Annotated in this window: 16 protein-coding genes; 11 read left to right on the top strand and 5 right to left on the bottom strand. The window is 54.0% G+C overall.

Features of this window, described 5'->3' with window-relative positions; all coding sequences use genetic code 11:
• Both ACHHZ7_RS21045 and ACHHZ7_RS21040 read left to right on the top strand, forming a co-directional pair.
• Window positions 1–110: IS1 family transposase (locus ACHHZ7_RS21045; RefSeq protein WP_019725171.1), on the top strand; the 110-nt coding region annotated here is incomplete at its 5' end.
• Window positions 111–215: 105 nt separating this feature from the next.
• Window positions 216–1,799, top strand: a complete 1,584-nt coding sequence (locus tag ACHHZ7_RS21040; RefSeq protein WP_032941964.1) for a TerC family protein — start codon at window positions 216–218, stop codon at window positions 1,797–1,799.
• A 44-nt stretch (window positions 1,800–1,843) separates the two neighbouring features.
• Here the strand turns inward: ACHHZ7_RS21040 and asmA are convergent, their stop codons facing one another.
• The 3 genes from asmA to udk all read right to left on the bottom strand — a co-directional run bounded on the left by asmA (window position 1,844) and on the right by udk (window position 5,038).
• Window positions 1,844–3,697, bottom strand: a complete 1,854-nt coding sequence (gene asmA, locus ACHHZ7_RS21035; protein ID WP_060683569.1) for an outer membrane assembly protein AsmA — start codon at window positions 3,695–3,697, stop codon at window positions 1,844–1,846.
• A gap of 26 nt (window positions 3,698–3,723) precedes the next feature.
• Window positions 3,724–4,305, bottom strand: a complete 582-nt coding sequence (gene dcd / locus ACHHZ7_RS21030; protein WP_003834269.1) for a dCTP deaminase — start codon at window positions 4,303–4,305, stop codon at window positions 3,724–3,726.
• Window positions 4,306–4,396: 91 nt separating this feature from the next.
• Window positions 4,397–5,038: a uridine kinase gene (udk, locus tag ACHHZ7_RS21025; RefSeq protein ID WP_003036776.1), complete on the bottom strand. Its 642-nt coding sequence runs from the start codon at window positions 5,036–5,038 to the stop codon at window positions 4,397–4,399.
• A gap of 315 nt (window positions 5,039–5,353) precedes the next feature.
• Here udk and ACHHZ7_RS21020 point away from each other — a divergent pair, with 315 nt between their 5' ends.
• Window positions 5,354–8,683, top strand: coding sequence for a diguanylate cyclase (locus ACHHZ7_RS21020; RefSeq protein WP_060683797.1), 3,330 nt, complete (start codon window positions 5,354–5,356; stop codon window positions 8,681–8,683).
• Here the strand turns inward: ACHHZ7_RS21020 and alkA are convergent.
• Complete coding sequence (alkA, locus tag ACHHZ7_RS21015) at window positions 8,651–9,520, bottom strand: DNA-3-methyladenine glycosylase 2 (RefSeq protein WP_060683568.1); 870 nt, start codon at window positions 9,518–9,520, stop codon at window positions 8,651–8,653. The two genes, ACHHZ7_RS21020 and alkA, sit on opposite strands and share 33 nt — an antisense overlap.
• A gap of 135 nt (window positions 9,521–9,655) precedes the next feature.
• On the opposite strand from alkA, the gene yegD reads away from it, so the two are divergent.
• Complete coding sequence (gene yegD / locus ACHHZ7_RS21010; RefSeq protein ID WP_032943940.1) at window positions 9,656–11,008, top strand: molecular chaperone; 1,353 nt, start codon at window positions 9,656–9,658, stop codon at window positions 11,006–11,008.
• 99 nt (window positions 11,009–11,107) lie between these two features.
• Here yegD and ACHHZ7_RS21005 read toward each other — a convergent pair whose 3' ends face one another.
• On the bottom strand, window positions 11,108–11,167 hold the full coding sequence (locus ACHHZ7_RS21005; protein ID WP_100280300.1) for a type I toxin-antitoxin system Ibs family toxin: 60 nt from the start codon (window positions 11,165–11,167) through the stop codon (window positions 11,108–11,110).
• 279 nt (window positions 11,168–11,446) lie between these two features.
• On the opposite strand from ACHHZ7_RS21005, the gene ACHHZ7_RS21000 reads away from it, so the two are divergent.
• The 7 genes from ACHHZ7_RS21000 (at window position 11,447) to ACHHZ7_RS20970 (ending at window position 22,896) form a co-directional block, all read left to right on the top strand.
• A complete protein-coding gene (locus ACHHZ7_RS21000) occupies window positions 11,447–12,694 on the top strand; it encodes an MdtA/MuxA family multidrug efflux RND transporter periplasmic adaptor subunit (RefSeq protein WP_060683567.1) in 1,248 nt (415 codons plus the stop codon).
• A complete protein-coding gene (locus ACHHZ7_RS20995) occupies window positions 12,694–15,816 on the top strand; it encodes an MdtB/MuxB family multidrug efflux RND transporter permease subunit (RefSeq protein WP_060683566.1) in 3,123 nt (1,040 codons plus the stop codon). The genes ACHHZ7_RS21000 and ACHHZ7_RS20995 overlap by 1 nt, the downstream gene beginning before the upstream one ends.
• Entirely contained in the window at window positions 15,817–18,897 is a 3,081-nt protein-coding gene (gene mdtC, locus ACHHZ7_RS20990) for a multidrug efflux RND transporter permease subunit MdtC (protein WP_192463876.1), read from the top strand. It begins immediately after the preceding gene.
• Window positions 18,894–20,306: an MFS transporter gene (locus tag ACHHZ7_RS20985; RefSeq protein ID WP_060683564.1), complete on the top strand. Its 1,413-nt coding sequence runs from the start codon at window positions 18,894–18,896 to the stop codon at window positions 20,304–20,306. The genes mdtC and ACHHZ7_RS20985 overlap by 4 nt, the downstream gene beginning before the upstream one ends.
• Window positions 20,306–21,709 carry a two-component system sensor histidine kinase BaeS gene (gene baeS, locus ACHHZ7_RS20980; RefSeq protein ID WP_003834277.1) on the top strand — a complete coding sequence of 468 codons (1,404 nt, stop codon included), beginning with the start codon at window positions 20,306–20,308 and terminating at the stop codon, window positions 21,707–21,709. The genes ACHHZ7_RS20985 and baeS overlap by 1 nt, the downstream gene beginning before the upstream one ends.
• On the top strand, window positions 21,706–22,428 hold the full coding sequence (gene baeR, locus ACHHZ7_RS20975; RefSeq protein WP_032943946.1) for a two-component system response regulator BaeR: 723 nt from the start codon (window positions 21,706–21,708) through the stop codon (window positions 22,426–22,428). The genes baeS and baeR overlap by 4 nt, the downstream gene beginning before the upstream one ends.
• Window positions 22,429–22,563: 135 nt before the next feature.
• Window positions 22,564–22,896, top strand: coding sequence for a YegP family protein (locus tag ACHHZ7_RS20970; protein ID WP_008785215.1), 333 nt, complete (start codon window positions 22,564–22,566; stop codon window positions 22,894–22,896).
• Window positions 22,897–22,920 lie beyond the last annotated feature (24 nt).

Raw genomic sequence — 22,920 nt, 5'->3', positions numbered from 1 at the left:
TGAGGCAGCACCTGGCACGGCTGGGACGGAAGTCGCTGTCGTTCTCAAAATCGGTGGAGCTGCATGACAAAGTCATCGGGCATTATCTGAACATAAAACACTATCAATAAGTTGGAGTCATTACCGAAATCCCTTCTCGCCATTGCATTTTTCGCCAGTTTTACCCATGATCGAATTGTGACAATTGTCATACAACTATGGGTATAGCATTTACTATGGAATGGATTGCCGATCCGTCAATCTGGGCCGGACTGGTCACGTTAATCGTGATCGAACTTGTTCTTGGCATTGATAATCTTGTTTTTATTGCCATCCTCGCGGAGAAACTACCTCCTGCCCAGCGGGATAAGGCGCGTATTACCGGGCTACTGCTGGCGATGGTTATGCGCCTGCTGCTGCTGGCATCAATATCCTGGCTGGTAACGCTGACCACGCCGCTGTTCAGCATTCGCGATCTCAGCTTCAGCGCCCGCGATCTGATCATGCTGTTCGGTGGTTTCTTCCTGCTGTTTAAAGCCACTATGGAGCTCAACGAACGGCTGGAAGGGAAAGACAGCGATAACCCCACCCAGCGTAAAGGCGCTAAGTTCTGGGGTGTGGTCGCGCAAATCGTGGTGCTTGATGCCATCTTCTCTCTGGATTCCGTCATTACCGCTGTTGGCATGGTCGATCACCTGGCGGTGATGATGGCGGCAGTCATTATTGCCATCAGCCTGATGTTGCTGGCCAGCAAGTCGCTGACGCGCTTTGTTAACAGCCATCCAACTATTGTTATTCTGTGTCTGAGCTTCCTGCTGATGATTGGTTTCAGTCTGGTGGCCGAAGGGTTTGGTTTCCATATCCCGAAAGGTTACCTGTACGCGGCCATCGGCTTCTCGGTCATGATCGAAGCATTGAACCAGTTGGCTATCTTTAACCGTCGTCGCTTCCTCTCAGCCAACCATACTCTGCGCCAGCGCACCGCCGAGGCGGTAATGCGACTGCTGAGCGGGCAAAAAGAAGATGCCGAACTGGATGCCGAAACCGCGGCGATGCTGGCGGATCATCATGAAGGTCAGATTTTTGCGCCTCAGGAGCGGCGGATGATTGAACGTGTGCTGAACTTCAATCAGCGTACCGTCAGCAGTATCATGACCTCGCGCCATGATATTGAACATATCGACCTCAATGCGCCCGAAGCAGAAATCCGCGCCTTACTGGAAAAAAACCAGCATACGCGTCTGGTGGTCACTGGCGAAGACGAGCAGGAGGAACTGCTGGGCGTGGTGCATGTCATCGATTTACTGCAACAGTCTCTGCGCGGCGAACCGCTCGACCTGCGCGTCTTGATTCGCCAGCCGCTGGTGTTCCCGGAGACCTTGCCGCTGCTTCCGGCGCTTGAGCAGTTCCGTAATGCCCGCACGCACTTCGCGTTTGTAGCCGATGAATTTGGTTCCGTCGAAGGGATTGTGACGCTGAGTGATGTGATGGAAACCATCGCCGGCAATCTGCCAAACGAGGTAGAGGAAATCGACGCCCGTCATGATATTCAGAAAAACGCCGATGGTTCGTGGACCGCTAACGGACATATGCCACTGGAAGACCTGGTGCAGTACGTGCCTATCCCGTTAGACGATAAGCGTGAGTATCACACCATTGCCGGACTGTTAATGGAGTATTTGCAGCGCATCCCGAAAACCGGGGAGGAAGTCCAGGTTGGCGACTATCGGCTAAAAACCCTGCAGGTGGAAAATCATCGCGTGCAAAAGGTCCAGCTGATACCGCTACACGGTGAAGAAGAGATGGATTACGAGGTGTAAGTCACGAGCCGGATGGGGCATTAGCCACCATCCGGCAATATGAATCAGAGCTTATCCAGCAACTTTTTAACATCTTTGCCGTTGCGGGAATCTTTATTGCGATCTGCCCAGTCATTCAGACGAAGTTTTGCTTCATCCTGCAGATGCTTACGCAAAAGCTGATCAACTTGCAGACTGTAGTTCAGTGATTGCCACTGGCCATAGACCCTGAGAGGAACCGGGGTGGCCTTCAGGAAACTAATCAACTTACTTTCGCCATCCCAACCGCCCAGCACGCGAATGTTAAACAGCGTGTCGCAATTCTGCTTCACCAGATCTAACGTTCCTTTGCCGGTTAGCGCCAACATCGCGGACTCCCCTGCCATGTTATCCAGCGTCACCTCACCGTTATCCAGCGTCATATCGGTTACAAAATGATCCAACCGGGTCACGTTATCGAGGTTTTGCTGAGATTTAACATCCCCACCGCTGCGTTCTACAGCCTGTTGAATCATCTGCTGGAAGTTCATCCCTTCCATTCGCGTATCGTTCATTTCGACATGGGCCTGCCCTTGCCAGCTATGGCGAAACGCCTGGGCGTCAATATCTGAGCCGGAAAAATCTCCCGCCAGCGACAGCTTGCCGGTGAGTGCGATGGGGTAATCAAAGGCCTTCAGAATCGTGCCAATTTCCACACCTTCCAGGCGCGGATGAAAGACCGCTCGCGGTTCTCCTTTTCTGGCATCCAGCGTGCCGGGCAGTGAGATCAGCCCGCCATCACTTTTTCCCTGCAACTGCGCAATGTTCAGTAAGCCGAACTGGTTGTCTATTTTTGCCGAAACATTCTCAAACGCCATTTTCCGCCACAGCACTTTGTCAGCCTGCAAAGCGATGTCTGCCGAAAAACCCTTGAGTCCCTGATACGAAACGGCATCAACCTGGGAAGCAATGACGGGGCGCGCCAGCGTTGACTGACTCTGACCTTGCTGAACATCACCTTTTGCTGTCGCCGCTGCGTCATGCTGTACGAGCAGGTTATCCAGATTGAGCTGACCAAATTTTAAGTCGACGGCCCATTCCGGTTTTTCCAACAAGGCCACATGTGCTTGCCCGGAGAACGAAGAGTCATTGGCGGTCAAATTTATCTGGCTAAACGAAAGCTGTTTTTTCTCTTCCAGCCATTGCGCCTGAAGATGTCCCTGACCGTTGATCCCCTGGGGCGGCAGATCGGCCCCCTGCAATTGCCAGCTTAACTGCTCGATATTCGCAGATAAGTTGTGCGGATAATCGGAGGCATCGACCGTGCCGTTAAAGGATAACGCGAGATCGCGCTGATCGCGGTTCACACGCCCGGAAAAATCAAACGTGCCGCGGTGCTGGCTATCTTGTTCCATCTCCAGACGAATATCACGAACGGTAACTTGTTCGTCGTCTTCATGCTGGAATACCAGAACACTGTCGGCAACCCGCAAACGGGCGATATCAAACGACCACCCTTTGTCTTCCGCCAGATCGGGCAACATATTGTCTTTTGGGGCAACGGGCGCATCTTTACCGCGCACCGCCTCAGTTTGCGGGGTCAGTTGAATCACTGCGCCTTTGAGCATCACCTGCTTCACGCTGAGCTGGTGGCTCAACAGCGGCCACAACGCGACGTCGAGACGCATATTGTCGGCACGAACCAGAGGCTCGCTGGCGCCTTCAGCTGTTAACACCACTCGCCCTGAGAGGATACTCAGTTGCGGCCATACGTGCCAACGCAGGGGGCCATCCAACTGCAGCTGATACCCGCTACGTGCGGCAACCTGCTTGACCATATACGCGCGGAAATCATTCGGATTCACCAACAGTACTAACGCAGAAAAGCCGGCCACCAGCACGACCAGAAGAATCATCAGCGTCGTCAGAAATCGTCTCATGCTATCCCCAATGGACTGATAAACACTCAGTCTTTATCGATCCGGCTGGCAACGGCGCCCTGCTGGTCGCGATACTTCGCATCCTGACGACGGTTGTATGGTCGCGCTGCCGGACCGGAAAGCGGTTCGAAACTTAACGCGCCAATCGGCATGCCCGGACGCAGAGCCAGGGGTAATTTTCCGGAGTTGTAAAACTCCAGTACGATACAGCCAGACCAGCCCGGATCGATACGGTGTGCGGTGACGTGTACCATCAGTCCCAGACGCGCCAGAGATGAACGGCCATCTAACCAACCGACGAGATCGGAAGGCAACGTCACGGATTCGAATGTTACTGCCAGCGCAAGCTCACCCGGATGCAAGAAGAATGCCTCGCCGTCCTTGAGGACGATTTCATCACTCATCACGCGATCCAGCGCGGCGCTGACTTCATCTTTCGGTCCGCTCAAATCGATATACGCCGCCGTATGACCGCGGAACGTACGGAATTTGTTGCCAAGACGCACATCTACCGTGGCGCCATTGATTCGCTCGACAGGAGGGCGTGGAGTGATCGACAGGCGACCTTCATCCAACCAGGCTTCAATATCTCGGTCACATAAACGCATGGCACTTTCTCCTTTCGTGCTTCAAACCCTTAATGCCAGGTGCGTTAAGGGTGAACCAGGTTATCACTGAACGGTACACAATTCGCTGAACTTATTCAAAGAACTGACTGATTTTAGCCTTCAGAATATCGATGGCGATGCGGTTTTTACCCCCGCGCGGCACAATGATGTCGGCGTATTGCTTTGAAGGCTCAATAAATTGCAGGAACATTGGACGGACGGTTTTCTGGTATTGCGCCATCACCGAATCCATTGAACGACCACGTTCATTCACATCCCGCTTGATACGGCGCATCAGACAAATATCCAGCGGCGTATCAACAAAAATAGAAAAGTTCATCTCATCGCGCAAACGCGCATCCGTCAGCAGCAAAATGCCTTCCAGGATAATGACTTTCTTCGGTTCGATATGAATAGTGTCTTGCGTACGCGTGTGCTCAACATAGCTATAAACCGGCAGCTCAATGGCAGAGCCGCGCTTCAGCGTTTGCAGATGTTGAAACAGCAGGCTGTGGTCCATCGCGTTCGGATGGTCGTAGTTGGTTTTTACGCGTTCTTCCATCGACAGATGGCTTTGATCTTTGTAATAGCTGTCTTCGGGAATAACGCCAATATGTTCGTCACCGACTTGTTCACGCAATTCGCGATAAAGAGTACTGGCAATAAGGCTCTTGCCGGAAGCCGATGCGCCGGCAATGCCGATAATGACGCACTGATGGGACTGATCAGTCATAAATTTAGCGACCTGATTAACCTGGATGTAAGGAAGGGCGGCGCCGAAACGCCAAACGCGGCAATTATAGGGATTTCAGCGGCGCGATGCCACCCCAGGCTGCACCAATACTGTCCCTGTCGCAAATTAAAATGGTCAGATTTAGAACAGCCGCTATATTTATTCACCTGCCTTAGGAATTAATAGCTTGGGAGTGTTAATTTATGAGCAGCTGGCGTATAAATTGTAAATTGTTTGTACTAGCATAATCCCAGATTAAATGTGATGCGTCCGGCATCTCTGCTGGGCGACAACGGCTATTTGGGTAGAGTGGTAATGAGTAAACAATCCCAACATGTTTTAGTTACCTTACCCCATCCTCTACTGCGCCTGGCCAGTTTAGGTCTGGTGGCTTTCATCTTTACGTTGTTTTCGCTGGAACTATCACGTTACGGCGCACAGCTTGCCCCTCTGTGGTTTCCAACCTCTATCATGATGGTGGCTTTTTACCGTCACGCGGGAAAGATGTGGCCTGGGATCGCGCTGGCTTGCTCATTCGGTAGCATCGGCGCCTCTTTACTTTTTTTCCCCGGACAGTCGCTTAATTTCTCCTATACGGTCATTAACATTATTGAGGCTGTTGTTGGCGCAATGTTATTGCGTAAACTGCTGCCCTGGTACAATCCCTTACAAAATTTGAATGACTGGGCGCGCCTGGCATTTGGTAGCGCGGTTGTTCCGCCACTGTTGGGCGGCATTTTGATGTGGTTGTTGCTGCCGAAGGACACGTCGTTAAATACCTTTCTCATTTGGGTACTGTCAGAATCCATTGGCGCACTGGCGTTGGTGCCGTTAGGTTTACTGTTTAAACCACATTACCTGTTGCGCCATCGCGACCCGCGATTATTGCTTGAGACCCTGATTACCCTGCTGGTGACCTTAACGCTCAGTTGGCTGTCCATGATGTACATTCCATGGCCATTTACCTGCGTTATTGTCCTGCTGATGTGGAGCGCTGTCCGTCTGCCGCGTTTGGAGGCGTTTTTAATATTCCTCAGCACCGTGATGATGGTTTCGCTGATGCTGGCTGCCGACCCTTCGCTGCTTTACACCCCGAAACCGAACATGATGACGGACATCCCCTGGTTGCCGTTTTTGATGATCCTGTTGCCAGCTAATATGATGACCATGGTGATGTACGCGTTTCGAGCCGAACGCAAGCACATTTCAGAAAGCGAGTCACGCTTTCGCAACGCCATGGAATATTCCGCGATTGGCATGGCGTTAGTCGGTACCGAGGGGCAATGGTTACAGGCCAATAAAGCCTTGTGTCAGTTTCTGGGCTATAGCCAGGAGGAGTTACGTTCACTGACCTTCCAGCAATTAACCTGGCCGGAAGATTTGAACAACGACATTGAACAGCTGAACATGCTGGCACGCGGAGAGATTAATAGCTATTCCATGGAAAAACGCTATTACACCCGTTCGGGCGACGTCGTCTGGGCGTTGCTGGCCGTTTCGTTGGTGCGTCATAGCGACAATACCCCACTCTATTTTATCGCGCAGGTTGAGGACATTAACGACCTGAAGCATACCGAGTGGATTAACAAACGGTTGATGGAGCGCATTACCCTCGCCAATGAAGCCGGGGGGATTGGGATCTGGGAATGGGAACTCCAGCCTGACGTGATCAGCTGGGATAAACGGATGTTCGATCTCTACGAAGTTCCTGCGCATATCAAGCCCAGTTGGCAAGTCTGGTATGAGTGCGTTGTACCCGAAGATCGTGAGTACGCCGAAAATGTGATTCGTGATTCACTGGCCGCACGGGCTCCGTTTAAGCTTGAGTTTCGTATCGCGGTAAAAGATGGCATACGCCATATCCGCTCGTTGGCCAACCGGGTACTGAATAAAGACGGTGAAGTTGAACGCTTACTTGGTATCAATATGGATATGACCGAAGTCAAGCAGCTTAACGAAGCGCTGTATCAGGAAAAAGAGCGCCTTCACATTACGCTGGATTCAATCGGCGAAGCGGTGATTTGTATTGATGTCGATATGAACGTGACCTTTATGAATCCGGTCGCTGAGAAAATGAGCGGCTGGCAGCAGGACAGTGCCATCGGCATTCCGCTACTGACGGTACTACATATTACTTTTGGCGAGAACGGTCCGCTGATGGAAAATATCTACAGTGCTGACATGTCACGTACGGCAATCGAACAGGAAGTGGTCCTGCATTGTCGTAACGGCAACAGTTATGACATTCAGTACAGCATCACGCCCCTCAGCACCCTCGACGGCGGCAGCATTGGCTCGGTGTTGGTTATTCAGGACGTCACAGAGTCGCGGAAGATGCTCCGCCAGCTTAGCTACAGCGCATCGCATGATGACCTGACCCAGTTGGCAAACCGGGTCAGCTTCGAAAACCATCTAAAACAATTGCTGCATTCGGTACACGACACGCACCAGCGCCATGTGTTGGTTTTTATCGATTTGGATCGTTTTAAAGCGGTGAACGACAGCGCGGGTCATGCCGCAGGCGATGCCCTGCTGCGTGAACTCTCAGCGCTTATGCTCAGCATGTTGCGATCCAGCGATATGCTGGCGCGCCTGGGCGGCGACGAGTTTGGTCTGTTGCTACCGGATTGTAATATCGAAAGCGCTCGCTTTATTTCAGGTCGCGTCATCAGCGCCATTAATGATTACCACTTCATGTGGGAAGGCCGCTTACACCGTATTGGCGCCAGCGCAGGGATTACGCTCATTGATGAGAAAAACCATGTCGCCAGCGACGTAATGTCTCAAGCGGATATTGCCTGTTATGCGGCGAAAAACAGTGGGCGTGGACGCGTCTGCGTTTATGAACCGCAGCAAAGCCAGGGTCATGCCGCGCGTAGTCAACTGACATTGGATGAGCAAAGACACACCATTATGCACAACCCAATGCTGATGATCGCCAGAGGTGTGGCTTCCCCGCGTATACCGGAGACGTTTAGCTTCTGGCTTCTCTCGCTTCGCTTAGGCACCGCTGAAGGTGAAGCCATTGAGGAGCAAGCCTTCCGCGCCGGGCTGGTCGATCCCGCCTTAAGCAAGGCGCTTGACCGTCGGGTATTTAGCGAGTTCTTCCAGAACTCTGCCCAAGCAGTAGCCAGTAAGGGCCTCAGTATTGCCCTGCCCCTTTCCGCCGTCGGCCTGCTCAACACAGAACTTATCGATGAGCTGCTGGAGCACTTGCAACGCAGTCCACTACCGCCGCGATTGCTGCATCTGACCGTTCCGGCAAGCGTCATCAAAACCAACCCAACGCAGGCGATATCCGCCCTGCATCGGCTGCGCCAGTACGGCTGTCGAATTGTATTAAGTCAGGTTGGTCGCGATTTAGAGCTCTTTGACAACCTGAAATATCGCATTGTCGATTACCTGTTGCTCGACAGCGAGCTAAGTGCCAGCGCTCCCAGCAACCTGATCGACGAAATGTGGGTGTCCATTATCCAGGGTCATGCCCAGCGTCTGGACATAAAAACTATCGCCGGGCCGGTGCAGTTGCCACTTATCATGGATACGCTTTCTGGCATCGGTGTTGATATGATTTATGGCGATATTATTGCCGACGCCCAACCGCTGGATCTGTTACTGAATACCAGTAATTTCGCCATCAACTGACGGCTGCCAGCCATCCGTATACCAGATATGCAACAGCGCATAGGAGCGCCAGGGTTTCCAGCGCTCTGCATACCGTCGGATCTGGGCCGGTGTCATGCCGGGAAAACGCTGCTTAATCAGATAGTCATCCGGCAGAAAAACATCTTTCGCCTGCCAACCACGTAGCGCGAAATAGTTGGCGGTCCAGCGCCCTATCCCGGGAAACGTTTGTAGCTGCTTAACGCCTTGTTCGATATCGGCAGGGGCTGTTGTCGCGAGCGTTCCTTCAAGGGTTGCATGAGCCAGGTGGATCAACGCTTCAGCGCGTTTGAGTGGCATTCCTAACGCTTTCAGGTGCAGCGGATCGGCATTGGCAAGCGCTTCCGGCGTAGGAAAACACACATACTCGGGCGCATCCTCCAGCGCTTCCCCGTAAGCGTGCGCCACTTTCGCCGTCAGTTTAGCGGCCATCAATACGCTGACTAACTGCCCTAAAATCGCCCGTACCCCTTGCTCAAACGCATCGACACATCCCGGCAGGCGCAGTCCCGGACGCGCCGCACCGAGGCTACCCAGCGCGGCGATAATTTGCTGCGGGCAACAGCCAAGATCGAACAAGCGCGTTATTTTTGCCAGGCACTCGGAAGCTACCGGCTGTAACCCTGTGCTCAATGTCACGTGTAGCACGTTGGCGTGCAGATCCGGGACAACGCGCACCAGACCACGATGCCCCCCTACGGACAGGCTTCTGACATAGCTCAGTTCCTCTACGGTTTCGACACCTTCAACCGCACGGGCGGCAAGAAATCCCAGCATCCAGGGCCAGTCATAAGGCGGTTGCCAGCTCAGCGTGAACATTTAGTTTTCCTTTTTCGCAAACCTAAAGCATAAACGGTATTCAATCAGTACGCCTTGCTTTCATATTCCAGTTGTCGGGGCGTCAACTATTCGTTAAAGTCACGCCCCTTCTTCACTGGCATGGGGATTTTTACGGTGTTTATTGGTTTTGACTACGGTACGGCAAACTGTTCAGTGGCCGTTATGCGTGATGGGCAGCCTCACCTGCTCAAAATGGAAAATAACAGCACGCTGCTACCCTCAATGCTGTGCGCACCAACGCGCGAAGCGGTTAGCGAGTGGCTGTATCGCCATCATGACATCCCAACTACGGACGATGAAACGCAGGCGCTGCTTCGCCGTGCGATGCGCTACAACCGCGAAGAAGACATCGACGTTAACGCCAACAGCGTGCAGTTCGGTCTGGCATCGCTGGGTCAGTATATTGAAGACCCGGAAGAGGTGTACTTCGTTAAATCACCAAAATCATTTTTGGGTGCCAGCGGTCTGAAGCCGCAGCAGGTTGCGCTTTTTGAAGATCTGGTCTGCGCAATGATGCTGCACATTCGCAACCAGGCGCAAAGCCAGCTGCCGGAAGCTATCACTCAGGCCGTGATTGGTCGGCCCATCAACTTCCAGGGATTAGGTGGCGATGACGCCAACACCCAGGCGCAGGGCATTCTTGAACGTGCGGCCAAACGCGCCGGTTTTCAGGATGTCGTCTTCCAGTACGAGCCGGTAGCGGCGGGACTGGATTACGAAGCGACGCTGCAGGAAGAAAAACGCGTGTTGGTGGTGGATATCGGCGGGGGTACGACTGACTGTTCACTGCTGCTGATGGGGCCGCAATGGCATCAGCGCGCCGATCGCGAAAACAGCCTGCTGGGACACAGTGGCTGCCGCGTAGGCGGGAACGATCTGGATATCGCGCTGGCGTTTAAACACCTGATGCCGCTGCTGGGTATGGGCGGTGAGACTGAAAAAGGTATCGCCTTACCGATTCTCCCCTGGTGGAACGCGGTCGCAATCAACGACGTTCCCGCGCAAAGTGATTTCTATAGCAGCGCCAACGGTCGACTGCTCAACGATCTTGTCCGCGACGCGAGAGAAGCCGATAAAGTCGCTCTGCTGCTTAAAGTCTGGCGCGAGCGTCTGAGCTATCGCCTGGTGCGCAGTGCAGAAGAGAGCAAAATCGCACTTTCCGACCAGACCATTGTAACGGCGGCGATACCGTTTATCAGCGACACGCTGGCAACCGATATCAATCAACACGGACTGGAAGCTGCGCTCAATCAGCCCCTGGCGCGTATTCTGGAGCAGGTCCAGCTGGCGCTGGACAATGCACAGGAAAAACCGGACGTGATTTATCTGACCGGCGGCAGCGCGCGTTCGCCGCTGATTAAAAAAGCCCTCGCCCAGCAGCTTCCCGGGATCCCTATCGCGGGTGGCGATGACTTCGGTTCTGTCACCGCCGGACTGGCCCGCTGGGCTGACGTTGTTTTCCGCTAAGCCGCTCGCATGCTGAAAAGTGTGCGTATTGACATCATCCTTGCTGTGGCTTATTTTCAGGAGTGAGGGTTAGGGAGGGTTTCCCCTCCCCCTGGTGTCTTAGTAAGCCGCGAAGCTAATGACTAAGAGTATCACCAGTATGATGACCTGCTTCATCATAACCCTTTCCTTATTTTGGCCCCTTCCTCGGGAGGGGCTTTCCTGTTCCAGCGTCCTGCTGAAATCTCTGGCTTTCCTCCTTTTTGCCTTGTCAGCACTCTATCGCACAATTGCGTATTCGCTATCTTCACCACCGATTGTTGCGTAACGCCTCGCAAAGCCGCGTCAGCATTCAGACGAATCCCGACAGTGTTTCATAATTCCTCCATTTTTCTCCCTTGTTCACTGGCTAAACTAGTATCATTCCGCGAATCGTTTCAGGATGAGAAACTCATAACAATGAAAGGCAGTAATAAATCCCGCAGGGTGATAGCAATCGTGATCGTCGTGGCCGCCGTCGCCGCCATCTGGTTCTGGCAAAGCCGTAGCGCATCCCAGGGAACCGCACCGGGCGCAACCAAACCCGCGCAGCACACTGCGGGGTCAGGACGGCGTGGAATGCGCTCCGGACCGTTGGCTCCCGTGCAGGCTGCCACCGCCACCGAGGAAGCCGTGCCACGCTATCTGACAGGGCTGGGGACCGTTACTGCCGCAAATACCGCCACGGTGCGTAGTCGGGTGGATGGCCAACTCATCGCCTTACACTTTGAGGAAGGACAACAAGTAAAAGCCGGCGACCTGCTGGCAGAGATAGATCCCAGCCAGTTCAAAGTTGCTCTGGCTCAGGCGCAGGGACAACTGGCAAAAGATAAAGCCACGCTGGCGAATGCCCGTCGCGATCTTGCCCGCTATCAACAGTTGGTCAAAACCAATCTGGTCTCCCGTCAGGAGCTGGATGCCCAGCAGGCGCTGGTCAATGAGACGTTAGGCACAATCAAAGCGGATGAAGCCAGTGTCGCCAGCGCTCAGTTGCAGCTCGACTGGAGCCGGATAACCGCGCCTGTCGATGGTCGTGTCGGCCTGAAACAGGTCGATGTCGGTAACCAAATTTCCAGCGGCGATACCACCGGAATCGTCGTCATTACGCAAACGCATCCCATCGACCTGATATTTACGTTGCCTGAAAACGACATTGCTACCGTGTTGCAGGCACAAAAATCGGGGAGCCAGCTGAAGGTCGAAGCCTGGGACCGAACCAATTCGCAAAAGCTGAGCGAAGGTGTCCTGCTCAGTCTCGACAATCAGATTGATGCCACCACCGGAACAATCAAAGTTAAGGCTCGTTTTAACAATCAGGATGATGCTTTATTCCCTAACCAGTTCGTTAACGCCCGCATGCTGGTCGACACACAACAAAATGCCGTTGTGATCCCAACTGCCGCCCTGCAAATGGGTAACGAAGGCCATTTTGTCTGGGTACTGAATAGCGACAATAAAGTGAGCAAACACCTGGTTAAACCGGGTATTCAGGATAGCCAAAAAGTGGTGATTGCCGCCGGGCTTTCTGCGGGCGATCGGGTCGTGACCGACGGGATTGACCGTCTGACGGAAGGCGCAAAAGTCGAAGTCGTTGAGGCGCACGACGCCTCTGTTCAGGACGAGAAAACAGCGCCACGCGGATACGGCAAAAAAGGAGCTAACTCCTGATGCAGGTGTTACCTCCGGACAACACAGGCGGACCATCGCGCCTGTTTATTCTGCGCCCCGTCGCCACCACGCTGCTGATGGTCGCGATTTTGCTTGCCGGTATTATCGGTTATCGCTTCCTGCCAATCGCTGCCTTACCTGAAGTGGATTACCCCACGATTCAGGTCGTTACGCTCTACCCCGGCGCCAGCCCGGACGTCATGACCTCGGCGGTCACCGCACCGCTTGAACGCCAGTTTGGACAGATGTCTGGCTTAAAACAGATGTCATCACAAAGCTCCGGTGGCGCATCGGTCGTTACGTTACAGTTTCAACTGACGCTCCCGTTGGATGTTGCCGAGCAGGAAGTTCAGGCCGCGATTAACGCCGCCACCAATTTATTACCCAGCGATCTCCCTAACCCTCCGGTCTACAGCAAGGTAAACCCGGCAGATCCACCGATCATGACGCTGGCGGTAACATCCAGCGCCATGCCGATGACGCAGGTGGAAGATATGGTCGAAACCCGCGTCGCGCAGAAAATCTCTCAGGTCTCCGGCGTGGGTCTGGTAACACTTTCTGGTGGGCAACGTCCGGCGGTCCGCGTGAAGCTTAACGCTCAGGCTATTGCCGCACTCGGTCTGACCAGCGAAACCATCCGTACGGCCATTACCGGTGCCAACGTCAATTCGGCAAAAGGGAGTCTTGATGGTCCAACGCGTGCCGTTACCCTTTCAGCCAACGACCAGATGCAGTCCGCGGATGAATATCGTCAGCTCATTGTTGCCTATAAAAACGGGGCACCGGTTCGTCTGGGCGATGTCGCCACCGTTGAGCAAGGGGCCGAAAACAGCTGGCTGGGCGCATGGGCCAATAAGCAACAAGCTATAGTAATGAATGTTCAGCGCCAACCTGGCGCAAACATCATCTCCACGGCAGACAGTATCCGCCAGATGCTGCCGCAGCTCACCGAGAGCCTGCCCAAATCGGTTAAGGTCAGCGTACTTTCCGATCGTACAACCAATATTCGTGCGTCCGTAGCGGATACCCAATTTGAGTTGATGCTGGCGATTGCGCTGGTAGTCATGATTATCTACCTGTTTTTGCGCAATATTCCGGCAACCATTATTCCTGCGGTCGCCGTACCGTTATCGTTAATCGGTACTTTCGCGGTGATGGTATTTCTTGATTTCTCCATCAACAACCTGACCCTCATGGCGCTAACCATTGCGACAGGTTTTGTGGTGGATGACGCTATCGTGGTTATCGAGAATATTTCACGCTATATCGAAAAAGGCGAAAAACCGCTGACTGCTGCCCTGAAGGGCGCGGGCGAGATTGGTTTTACCATCATCTCTCTGACATTTTCACTGATCGCCGTACTGATCCCACTGCTGTTTATGGGTGATATCGTAGGTCGATTATTCCGGGAGTTCGCTGTGACGCTGGCCATAGCGATTCTGATTTCCGCCGTTGTCTCGCTCACTCTTACGCCGATGATGTGCGCGCGTATGCTGAATCAGGCCTCATTGCGTAAGCAAAACCGCTTCTCCCGTGCCTCAGAGCGCATGTTTGATCGCGTTATTGCCGGGTACGGCCACTGGCTGGCGAAAGTGCTCAACCATCCGTGGCTCACGCTGAGCGTTGCGCTCGGCACGCTGGCGCTGAGCGTTATGCTATGGGTCTTTATCCCCAAAGGCTTCTTTCCGATCCAGGATAACGGCATTATCCAGGGCACGCTACAGGCACCGCAGTCCAGCTCATTTGCCAGCATGGCCCAGCGCCAGCGTCAGGTTTCAGATGTCATTCTGAAAGATCCGGCGGTAGAAAGCCTGACCGCTTTTGTCGGTGTGGACGGCACTAATACGGCATTGAACAGCGCGCGCTTACAAATCAACCTTAAGCCGCTGGATGAACGCGACGATCGGGTGCAGAAAGTGATTGCGCGCCTACAGGATGCGGTTGACAGAGTTCCCGGCGTTGACCTTTATCTTCAGCCCACTCAGGACCTGACGATTGATACTCAGGTCAGCCGGACGCAATATCAGTTCACGCTGCAAGCGACATCCCTTGATGCCCTCAGCATCTGGGTTCCACAGCTGATAGCAAAACTAAATCAGCTACCGCAACTGTCCGATGTCAGTAGCGACTGGCAGGACAAAGGGCTGGTAGCGTATGTGAACGTCAATCGCGACAGCGCCAGCCGTTTGGGCATCAGCATGTCAGATGTCGACAACGCCCTGTACAACGCCTTCGGCCAGCGACTGATTTCAACCATCTACACCCAGGCAAATCAGTATCGCGTGGTGTTAGAACATGACACCAACAATACGCCAGGGCTTGCGGCACTGGATACAATTCGTCTGACCAGTAGCGACGGCGGCATAGTACCGCTCAGCGCGATCGCCAGTATTGAACAGCGTTTTGCCCCGCTGTCGATTAACCACCTCGATCAGTTCCCGGTCACCACCATCTCGTTCAACGTGCCAGACGAGTGGTCGCTGGGTGATGCGGTACAGGCGATTCTGGATGCCGAAAAAACGCTTAACCTGCCCGCCAATATTACCACCCAGTTCCAGGGCAGTACGCTCGCTTTCCAGGCCGCGCTGGGAAATACCATCTGGTTGATTGTGGCTGCGGTTGTCGCGATGTATATCGTACTGGGTGTGCTGTATGAGAGCTTTATTCACCCAATTACTATTCTCTCCACGTTGCCGACGGCGGGCGTCGGGGCGCTCCTGGCATTAATGATTGCCGGGAGCGAACTGGACGTCATCGCGATTATCGGCATTATTTTGCTCATCGGTATCGTCAAGAAAAACGCCATCATGATGATCGACTTCGCCCTGGCTGCGGAGCGCGAACAGGGAATGTCACCACGCGATGCCATTTTCCAGGCCTGTCTGCTGCGTTTTCGCCCGATCCTGATGACTACACTGGCGGCACTGCTCGGCGCGTTGCCACTGATGTTAAGTACCGGCGTGGGTGCAGAGTTACGTCGCCCATTAGGTATTGGCATGGTCGGTGGGCTGTTGGTGAGTCAGGTATTAACCCTGTTTACCACCCCGGTGATTTATCTGCTGTTTGACCGTCTGTCACTGTACGTGAAAAGCCGCTTCCCGCGTCAGGAAGAGGAAGCGTAAATGAAATTTTTCGCGCTTTTCATTCATCGTCCGGTGGCGACCATTCTTATTTCGGTAGCCATCACCCTGTGCGGCATACTCGGATTTCGTCTGCTGCCGGTCGCTCCGCTACCGCAGGTGGATTTTCCGGTGATCATGGTCAGCGCATCGTTACCGGGTGCCTCACCCGAAACGATGGCGTCCTCGGTCGCAACTCCGCTGGAGCGCTCGCTGGGGCGCATTGCGGGCGTGAACGAAATGACTTCGAGCAGTTCACTTGGCAGTACGCGTATTATTCTCGAATTCAAATTCGACCGTGACATCAATGGCGCGGCGCGGGACGTTCAGGCCGCAATTAACGCCGCGCAAAGTCTGCTACCCAGCGGGATGCCGAGCCGACCAACGTATCGCAAAGCCAACCCTTCCGATGCGCCAATCATGATCCTGACGCTGACGTCGGACACGTACTCGCAAGGTGAATTGTACGATTTCGCATCAACACAACTGGCGCAGACCATCGCACAGATCGACGGCGTGGGCGACGTGGACGTTGGAGGCAGCTCACTGCCTGCGGTGCGAGTAGGGCTTAATCCGCAGGCGCTATTTAACCAAGGCGTGTCGCTGGACGACGTGCGTAGCGCAATTGACAACGCCAATGTGCGTAAGCCGCAGGGCGCTATCGAGAATGATACCCACCGTTGGCAGGTACAAACCAACGATGAGCTGAAAACCGCCGCCGAATACCAGCCGATTATCATCCACTACAATAACGGCGCGGCCGTGCGACTGGGCGACGTTGCGTCTGTAACCGACTCGGTGCAGGACGTACGCAACACGGGGATGACCAATGCCAAACCGGCCATTCTGTTGATGATCCGCAAGCTACCGGAAGCCAATATCATTCAGACGGTAGACAGCATTCGCGCCAAATTGCCGGAGTTACAAACGCTGGTCCCGGCCGCCATCGATCTGCAAATCGCCCAGGACCGCTCGCCGACTATTCGCGCCTCGCTGGAAGAAGTCGAACAGACGCTGATTATCTCCGTGGCGCTGGTTATCCTGGTGGTCTTTATTTTCCTGCGCTCCGGGCGTGCGACGCTGATCCCCGCGGTAGCAGTTCCGGTCTCGCTGATCGGTACCTTTGCCGCCATGTATCTGTGTGGATTCAGCCTGAACAACCTGTCGTTGATGGCGCTCACCATTGCTACGGGATTTGTCGTCGATGACGCCATCGTTGTGCTGGAAAATATTGCCCGCCACCTGGAAGCAGGAATGAAGCCGCTCCAGGCGGCGTTACAGGGTACGCGCGAAGTGGGATTCACCGTGCTCTCCATGAGTCTGTCGCTGGTGGCGGTGTTCCTGCCACTGCTGTTAATGGGCGGATTGCCTGGGCGCTTGCTACGCGAATTTGCCGTCACGCTGTCGGTTGCTATCGGTATCTCGCTGCTGGTGTCGCTGACATTAACGCCAATGATGTGCGGCTGGATGCTCAAATCCAGCACCCCGCGCGAACAGTCTCGCAAACGGGGTTTTGGTCGTATGCTGGTGGCGCTGCAACAGAGTTACGGTACCTCGCTTAAATGGGTGCTGCGCCATACGCGGCTGGTAGGCGTGGTGTTACTCGGTACCATCGCGCTGAATATCTGGCTTTATATTTCCATCCCCAAAACCTTCTTCCCGGAGCAGGATACGGGTGTATTGATGGGTGGGATCCAGGCCGACCAGAGCATCTCATTTCAGGCCATGCGCGGCAAACTGCAGGACTTTATGAAGATCATCCGCGACGACCCGGCGGTGAATAACGTCACCGGTTTTACCGGTGGTTCGCGGGTCAACAGCGGGATGATGTTTATTACCCTCAAGCCACGCGATGAACGCCGTGAAACCGCTCAACAGGTGATCGACCGCCTGCGCGTCGCGCTTTCAAAAGAGCCAGGTGCGAATCTGTTTTTAATGGCGGTGCAAGATATTCGCGTTGGTGGACGTCAGGCCAACGCCAGCTATCAATACACATTGCTGTCCGACGATCTCGCGGCGTTGCGTGAGTGGGAACCGAAGATCCGTAAGGCGCTTGCCGCCCTGCCCCAACTGGCAGACGTCAACTCCGATCAGCAGGACAATGGCGCGGAGATGAATCTGATTTACGATCGCGACACCATGTCTCGTCTGGGGATCGACGTGGCAGCCGCCAACAGCCTGTTGAATAATGCTTTCGGACAACGACAGATCTCTACCATCTATCAGCCGATGAACCAGTACAAAGTGGTGATGGAGGTCGATCGACGTTACACCCAGGACATCAGCGCACTGGACAAAATGTTCGTCATCAACAATGACGGTAAAGCGATCCCGTTATCGTACTTTGCTAAATGGCAGCCGGCGAATGCGCCGCTGTCTGTGAATCATCAGGGTTTGTCTGCCGCCTCAACCGTGTCGTTTAACCTGCCGACAGGTTCTTCACTGTCAGAAGCGACAGAGGCCATCAACAGAACCATGACCCAGCTAGGCGTCCCTTCCACGGTTCGCGGTAGCTTTGCCGGTACCGCACAGGTATTTCAGGACACCATGAATTCGCAGGTGATCCTGATTATCGCCGCCATCGCCACGGTTTATATCGTGCTGGGTATGCTGTATGAAAGCTATGTCCATCCGCTGACCATTCTCTCCACGCTACCTTCGGCTGGCGTCGGGGCGTTGTTAGCGCTGGAGCTGTTCAATGCCCCATTCAGCCTAATCGCCCTGATAGGGATCATGCTATTAATTGGCATTGTGAAGAAAAACGCCATCATGATGGTCGATTTTGCGCTGGAAGCGCAGAGAAACGGCAAGCTACAGCCGGAAGAAGCTATTTTCCAGGCCTGCTTGTTGCGCTTTCGCCCAATAATGATGACCACGCTGGCGGCGTTGTTTGGCGCGTTGCCGTTGGTGTTATCCGCAGGCGATGGCTCTGAACTGCGTCAGCCTTTGGGGATAACCATTGTCGGTGGGCTGGTCGTGAGCCAGCTCCTGACGCTGTACACCACGCCCGTGGTCTATCTCTTTTTCGACCGTCTGCGTCTGCGTTTTTCGCGTAAAAACAGCAAACCGGTAGCAGAGTTATGACAGAACTTCCCGACAGCACCCGCTGGCAACTTTGGATTGTGGCATTTGGCTTTTTTATGCAGTCGCTGGATACCACCATCGTTAACACCGCGCTTCCCTCGATGGCGGCAAGCCTCGAGGAAAGCCCGTTACACATGCATATGGTCATTGTGTCATATGTTTTAACTGTTGCCGTGATGCTGCCCGCCAGCGGATGGCTGGCGGACAAAGTTGGCGTGCGTAATATCTTCTTCACCGCCATCATCCTGTTTACGCTTGGCTCGCTGTTTTGTGCCGGGTCCAGCACGCTCAACGAGCTGGTGATGGCGCGCCTCTTACAAGGCGTTGGCGGTGCGATGATGGTGCCGGTCGGCAGGCTAACGGTGATGAAAATCGTCCCGCGTGAGCAATATATGGCGGCAATGACGTTTGTCACTTTACCCGGTCAAATCGGCCCGCTGCTGGGCCCGGCGTTAGGCGGAATTCTGGTTGAATACGCCTCCTGGCACTGGATATTTTTGATTAACATTCCGGTAGGCATTGTCGGCGCGATAGCGACGTTAATGCTGATGCCCAACTACACCATGCAAACCCGACGTTTCGACCTCTCAGGGTTCGCGATGCTGGCGGTCGGCATGGCGGTACTGACGCTGGCGCTCGATGGCAGCAAAGGAACCGGCCTCTCCAGTATCACGCTGGCGGCGTTGGTTATCTGCGGGGTGTTGGCTATTGCGCTGTATCTGAAACACGCCCATCGTAATCCACGTGCGCTATTCAGCCTGAATCTGTTTCGCACACCAACCTTCTCGCTAGGTCTGTTCGGCAGTTTTGCCGGACGCATCGGCAGCGGCATGTTGCCGTTTATGACACCGGTGTTTTTACAGATTGGCCTCGGTTTTTCACCTTTTCATGCCGGGCTGATGATGATCCCGATGGTGCTGGGCAGTATGGGCATGAAGCGCATTGTGGTGCAGGTCGTTAACCGCTTTGGTTACCGTCGTGTACTGATTATTACTACGCTTGGCCTGTCGCTGGTCAGTCTGTTGCTAATGACCACGGCACTGCTGGGCTGGTATTACGCCCTGCCCTTCGTGCTGTTTTTACAGGGAATGGTCAACTCAACGCGTTTTTCATCCATGAATACGCTTACGTTAAAAGATCTGCCTGACGATCTGGCCAGCAGCGGTAACAGCCTGCTGTCGATGATCATGCAGCTATCGATGAGTATTGGTGTGACCATCGCAGGCCTGCTGCTGGGCATGTTCGGCCAACAGCTTATCGCCATCGACAGCGGAAGTACGCATACCGTCTTTATGTATACCTGGCTGTGCATCGCCTTCATTATTGCGCTGCCCGCCATTATTTTTGCCCGCGTGCCGAACGACACGCAAACCAACGCGGTGATTTCACGGCGCAAAAGGAGCACCTGATGAAGTTCTGGCGGCCCGGTATCACCGGCAAACTGTTTCTGGCGATTTTCGCCACCTGCATTGTGTTGCTGATCAGCATGCACTGGGCCGTACGCATTAGCTTCGAACGTGGTTTTATTGACTATATCAAGCACGGCAACGAGCAGCGGCTGCAAATGCTCAGCGACGCATTAAGCGAGCAGTACGAGCAGCACGGCAACTGGCGATTCTTACGCAATAACGATCGTTTTGTTTTCCAGATCCTGCGCTCTTTTGAACACGACAACGACGATGATAAACCGGGTCCAGGCATGCCGCCGCACGGCTGGCGTACACAGTTTTGGGTTGTCGACCAAAACGCCCGTGTGCTTGTCGGCCCGCGCGGCCCAGTTCCTCGCGACGGCATGCGCCATCCCATACGCGTTAACGGTAGCGAAGTGGGCGCCGTGATTGCCTCTCCCGTGGAACGTTTAACGCGGAATACGGATATCAATTTCGACATGCAGCAAAGACGATCCAGTTGGCTTATCGTTGCGCTCTCCACGATCCTGGCCGCGCTGGCGACGTTTACGCTGGCGCGCAGCCTGCTGGCCCCGGTTAAGCGGTTGGTGGAAGGCACGCACAAACTGGCAGCGGGCGATTTCACCACTCGCGTTACGCCAACCAGTACGGATGAGCTGGGCAAGCTGGCGCAGGACTTCAACCAGCTCGCCAGTACGTTAGAAAAAAACCAGCAGATGCGTCGTGACTTTATGGCCGATATTTCTCACGAATTGCGTACGCCGTTGGCGGTGTTGCGCGGTGAACTGGAGGCCATTCAGGATGGTGTCCGCCAGTTTACCCCTGACTCCGTTGCCTCGTTGCAGGCTGAAGTCGGTACGCTCACCAAACTGGTTGACGACCTTCATCAGCTCTCCATGTCAGATGAAGGCGCGCTGGCCTACCAGAAAACATCGCTGGACCTCATCCCCCTATTGGAAGTGGCAAGCGGCGCATTTCGTGAACGCTTCGCCAGCCGTGGATTGACCATACAGCTTTCGCTCCCCGACAGCATGACGGTATTTGGTGACAGGGATCGTCTGATGCAGCTGTTCAACAACCTGCTGGAAAACAGTCTGCGCTACACCGATAGCGGTGGCGGGTTGCATATCAGCGCCGAACAACGCGAACGCATGGTGTTATTAACCTTCGCAGATTCCGCTCCCGGCGTAAGTGACGAGCAGTTACAGAAGCTGTTTGAACGATTTTATCGCACCGAAGGCTCGCGCAACCGCGCCAGCGGAGGTTCCGGGTTGGGGCTGGCGATTTGTGTCAATATCGTACAAGCGCATAATGGTCTGATTCGTGCCGCCCATTCGCCTTTTGGTGGGGTTAGCATTACAGTAGAGTTACCGCTGGAACGCGATTTACAGAGAGATGTATGACTGAGTTACCCATTGATGAAAACACACCGCGTATTCTGATCGTGGAAGATGAGCCTAAGCTGGGGCAACTGCTGATCGACTACCTGCGGGCAGCGAGCTATGCCCCTACGCTGATCAACCACGGCGACCTGGTTCTGCCTTACGTGCGCCAAACGCCGCCCGATCTGATCTTGTTGGATCTGATGCTGCCCGGTACCGACGGTCTGACTCTGTGTCGGGAAATCCGCCGCTTCTCAGAAGTCCCCATCATGATGGTAACCGCTAAAATCGAAGAGATTGATCGCCTGCTGGGGCTGGAGATCGGTGCTGATGATTATATTTGTAAACCTTACAGTCCACGCGAAGTCGTGGCTCGCGTGAAAACAATTCTACGCCGCTGCAAACCGCAGCGCGAACTGCAACAAATGGATGCAGACAGCCCGCTTATCGTCGATGAAGGCCGTTTTCAGGCCTCCTGGCGTGGGAAGATGCTCGATTTAACGCCCGCCGAATTCCGCTTACTTAAAACGTTGTCACATGAGCCGGGTAAAGTGTTCTCCCGTGAACAGTTGCTCAATCATCTCTATGACGATTACCGCGTCGTTACCGACCGCACCATCGACAGCCATATTAAGAACCTGCGACGCAAGCTGGAGTCGCTGGATGCCGAGCAGTCGTTTATCCGCGCGGTCTATGGCGTGGGGTATCGCTGGGAAGCCGACGCCTGCCGAATTGCTTAAACTCTCCTGCCCTTCAGGGCTCCGCTGCTCCGTGAGCCCTGGTAACTAGCAACTCTCCAAATATCGCTCATACTCTTTCTGACAATACTGTCGTCAATAACTGTTTGATATAAAACTTTTAATCAAGGAGTTCATATGGCTGGTTGGTTTGAATTAAGTAAGAGTAGCGATGATCAGTACCGCTTTGTTCTTAAAGCTGGGAACGGGGAAATAATCCTTACCAGTGAGCTTTACACTACAAAAGGTGCTGCAGAAAAAGGGATCGCATCTGTCCATGCTAACAGCCCTCTGGATGAGCGTTATGAGAAAAAAACAGCGTCTAATGGCAAATTACATTTCAACCTGAAAGCTGCAAACCACCAGATTATTGGTAGCAGTCAACTGTATGCGAATGAACAGTCACGCGAGACCGGTATTGCTTCAGTTAAGACCAATGGTGTCAGTCAGACGATAAAAGATAAGACCTGATAATTATTTGCTCAGCCGGGTAAC

The sequence above is a fragment of the Citrobacter freundii complex sp. 2024EL-00216 genome (assembly GCF_043945515.1).
Taxonomy (GTDB): Bacteria; Pseudomonadota; Gammaproteobacteria; order Enterobacterales; family Enterobacteriaceae; genus Citrobacter; species Citrobacter portucalensis.
The sequence above is the reverse complement of the archived record's forward strand: the minus strand, read 5'-3'. Positions and strand labels throughout refer to the sequence as shown.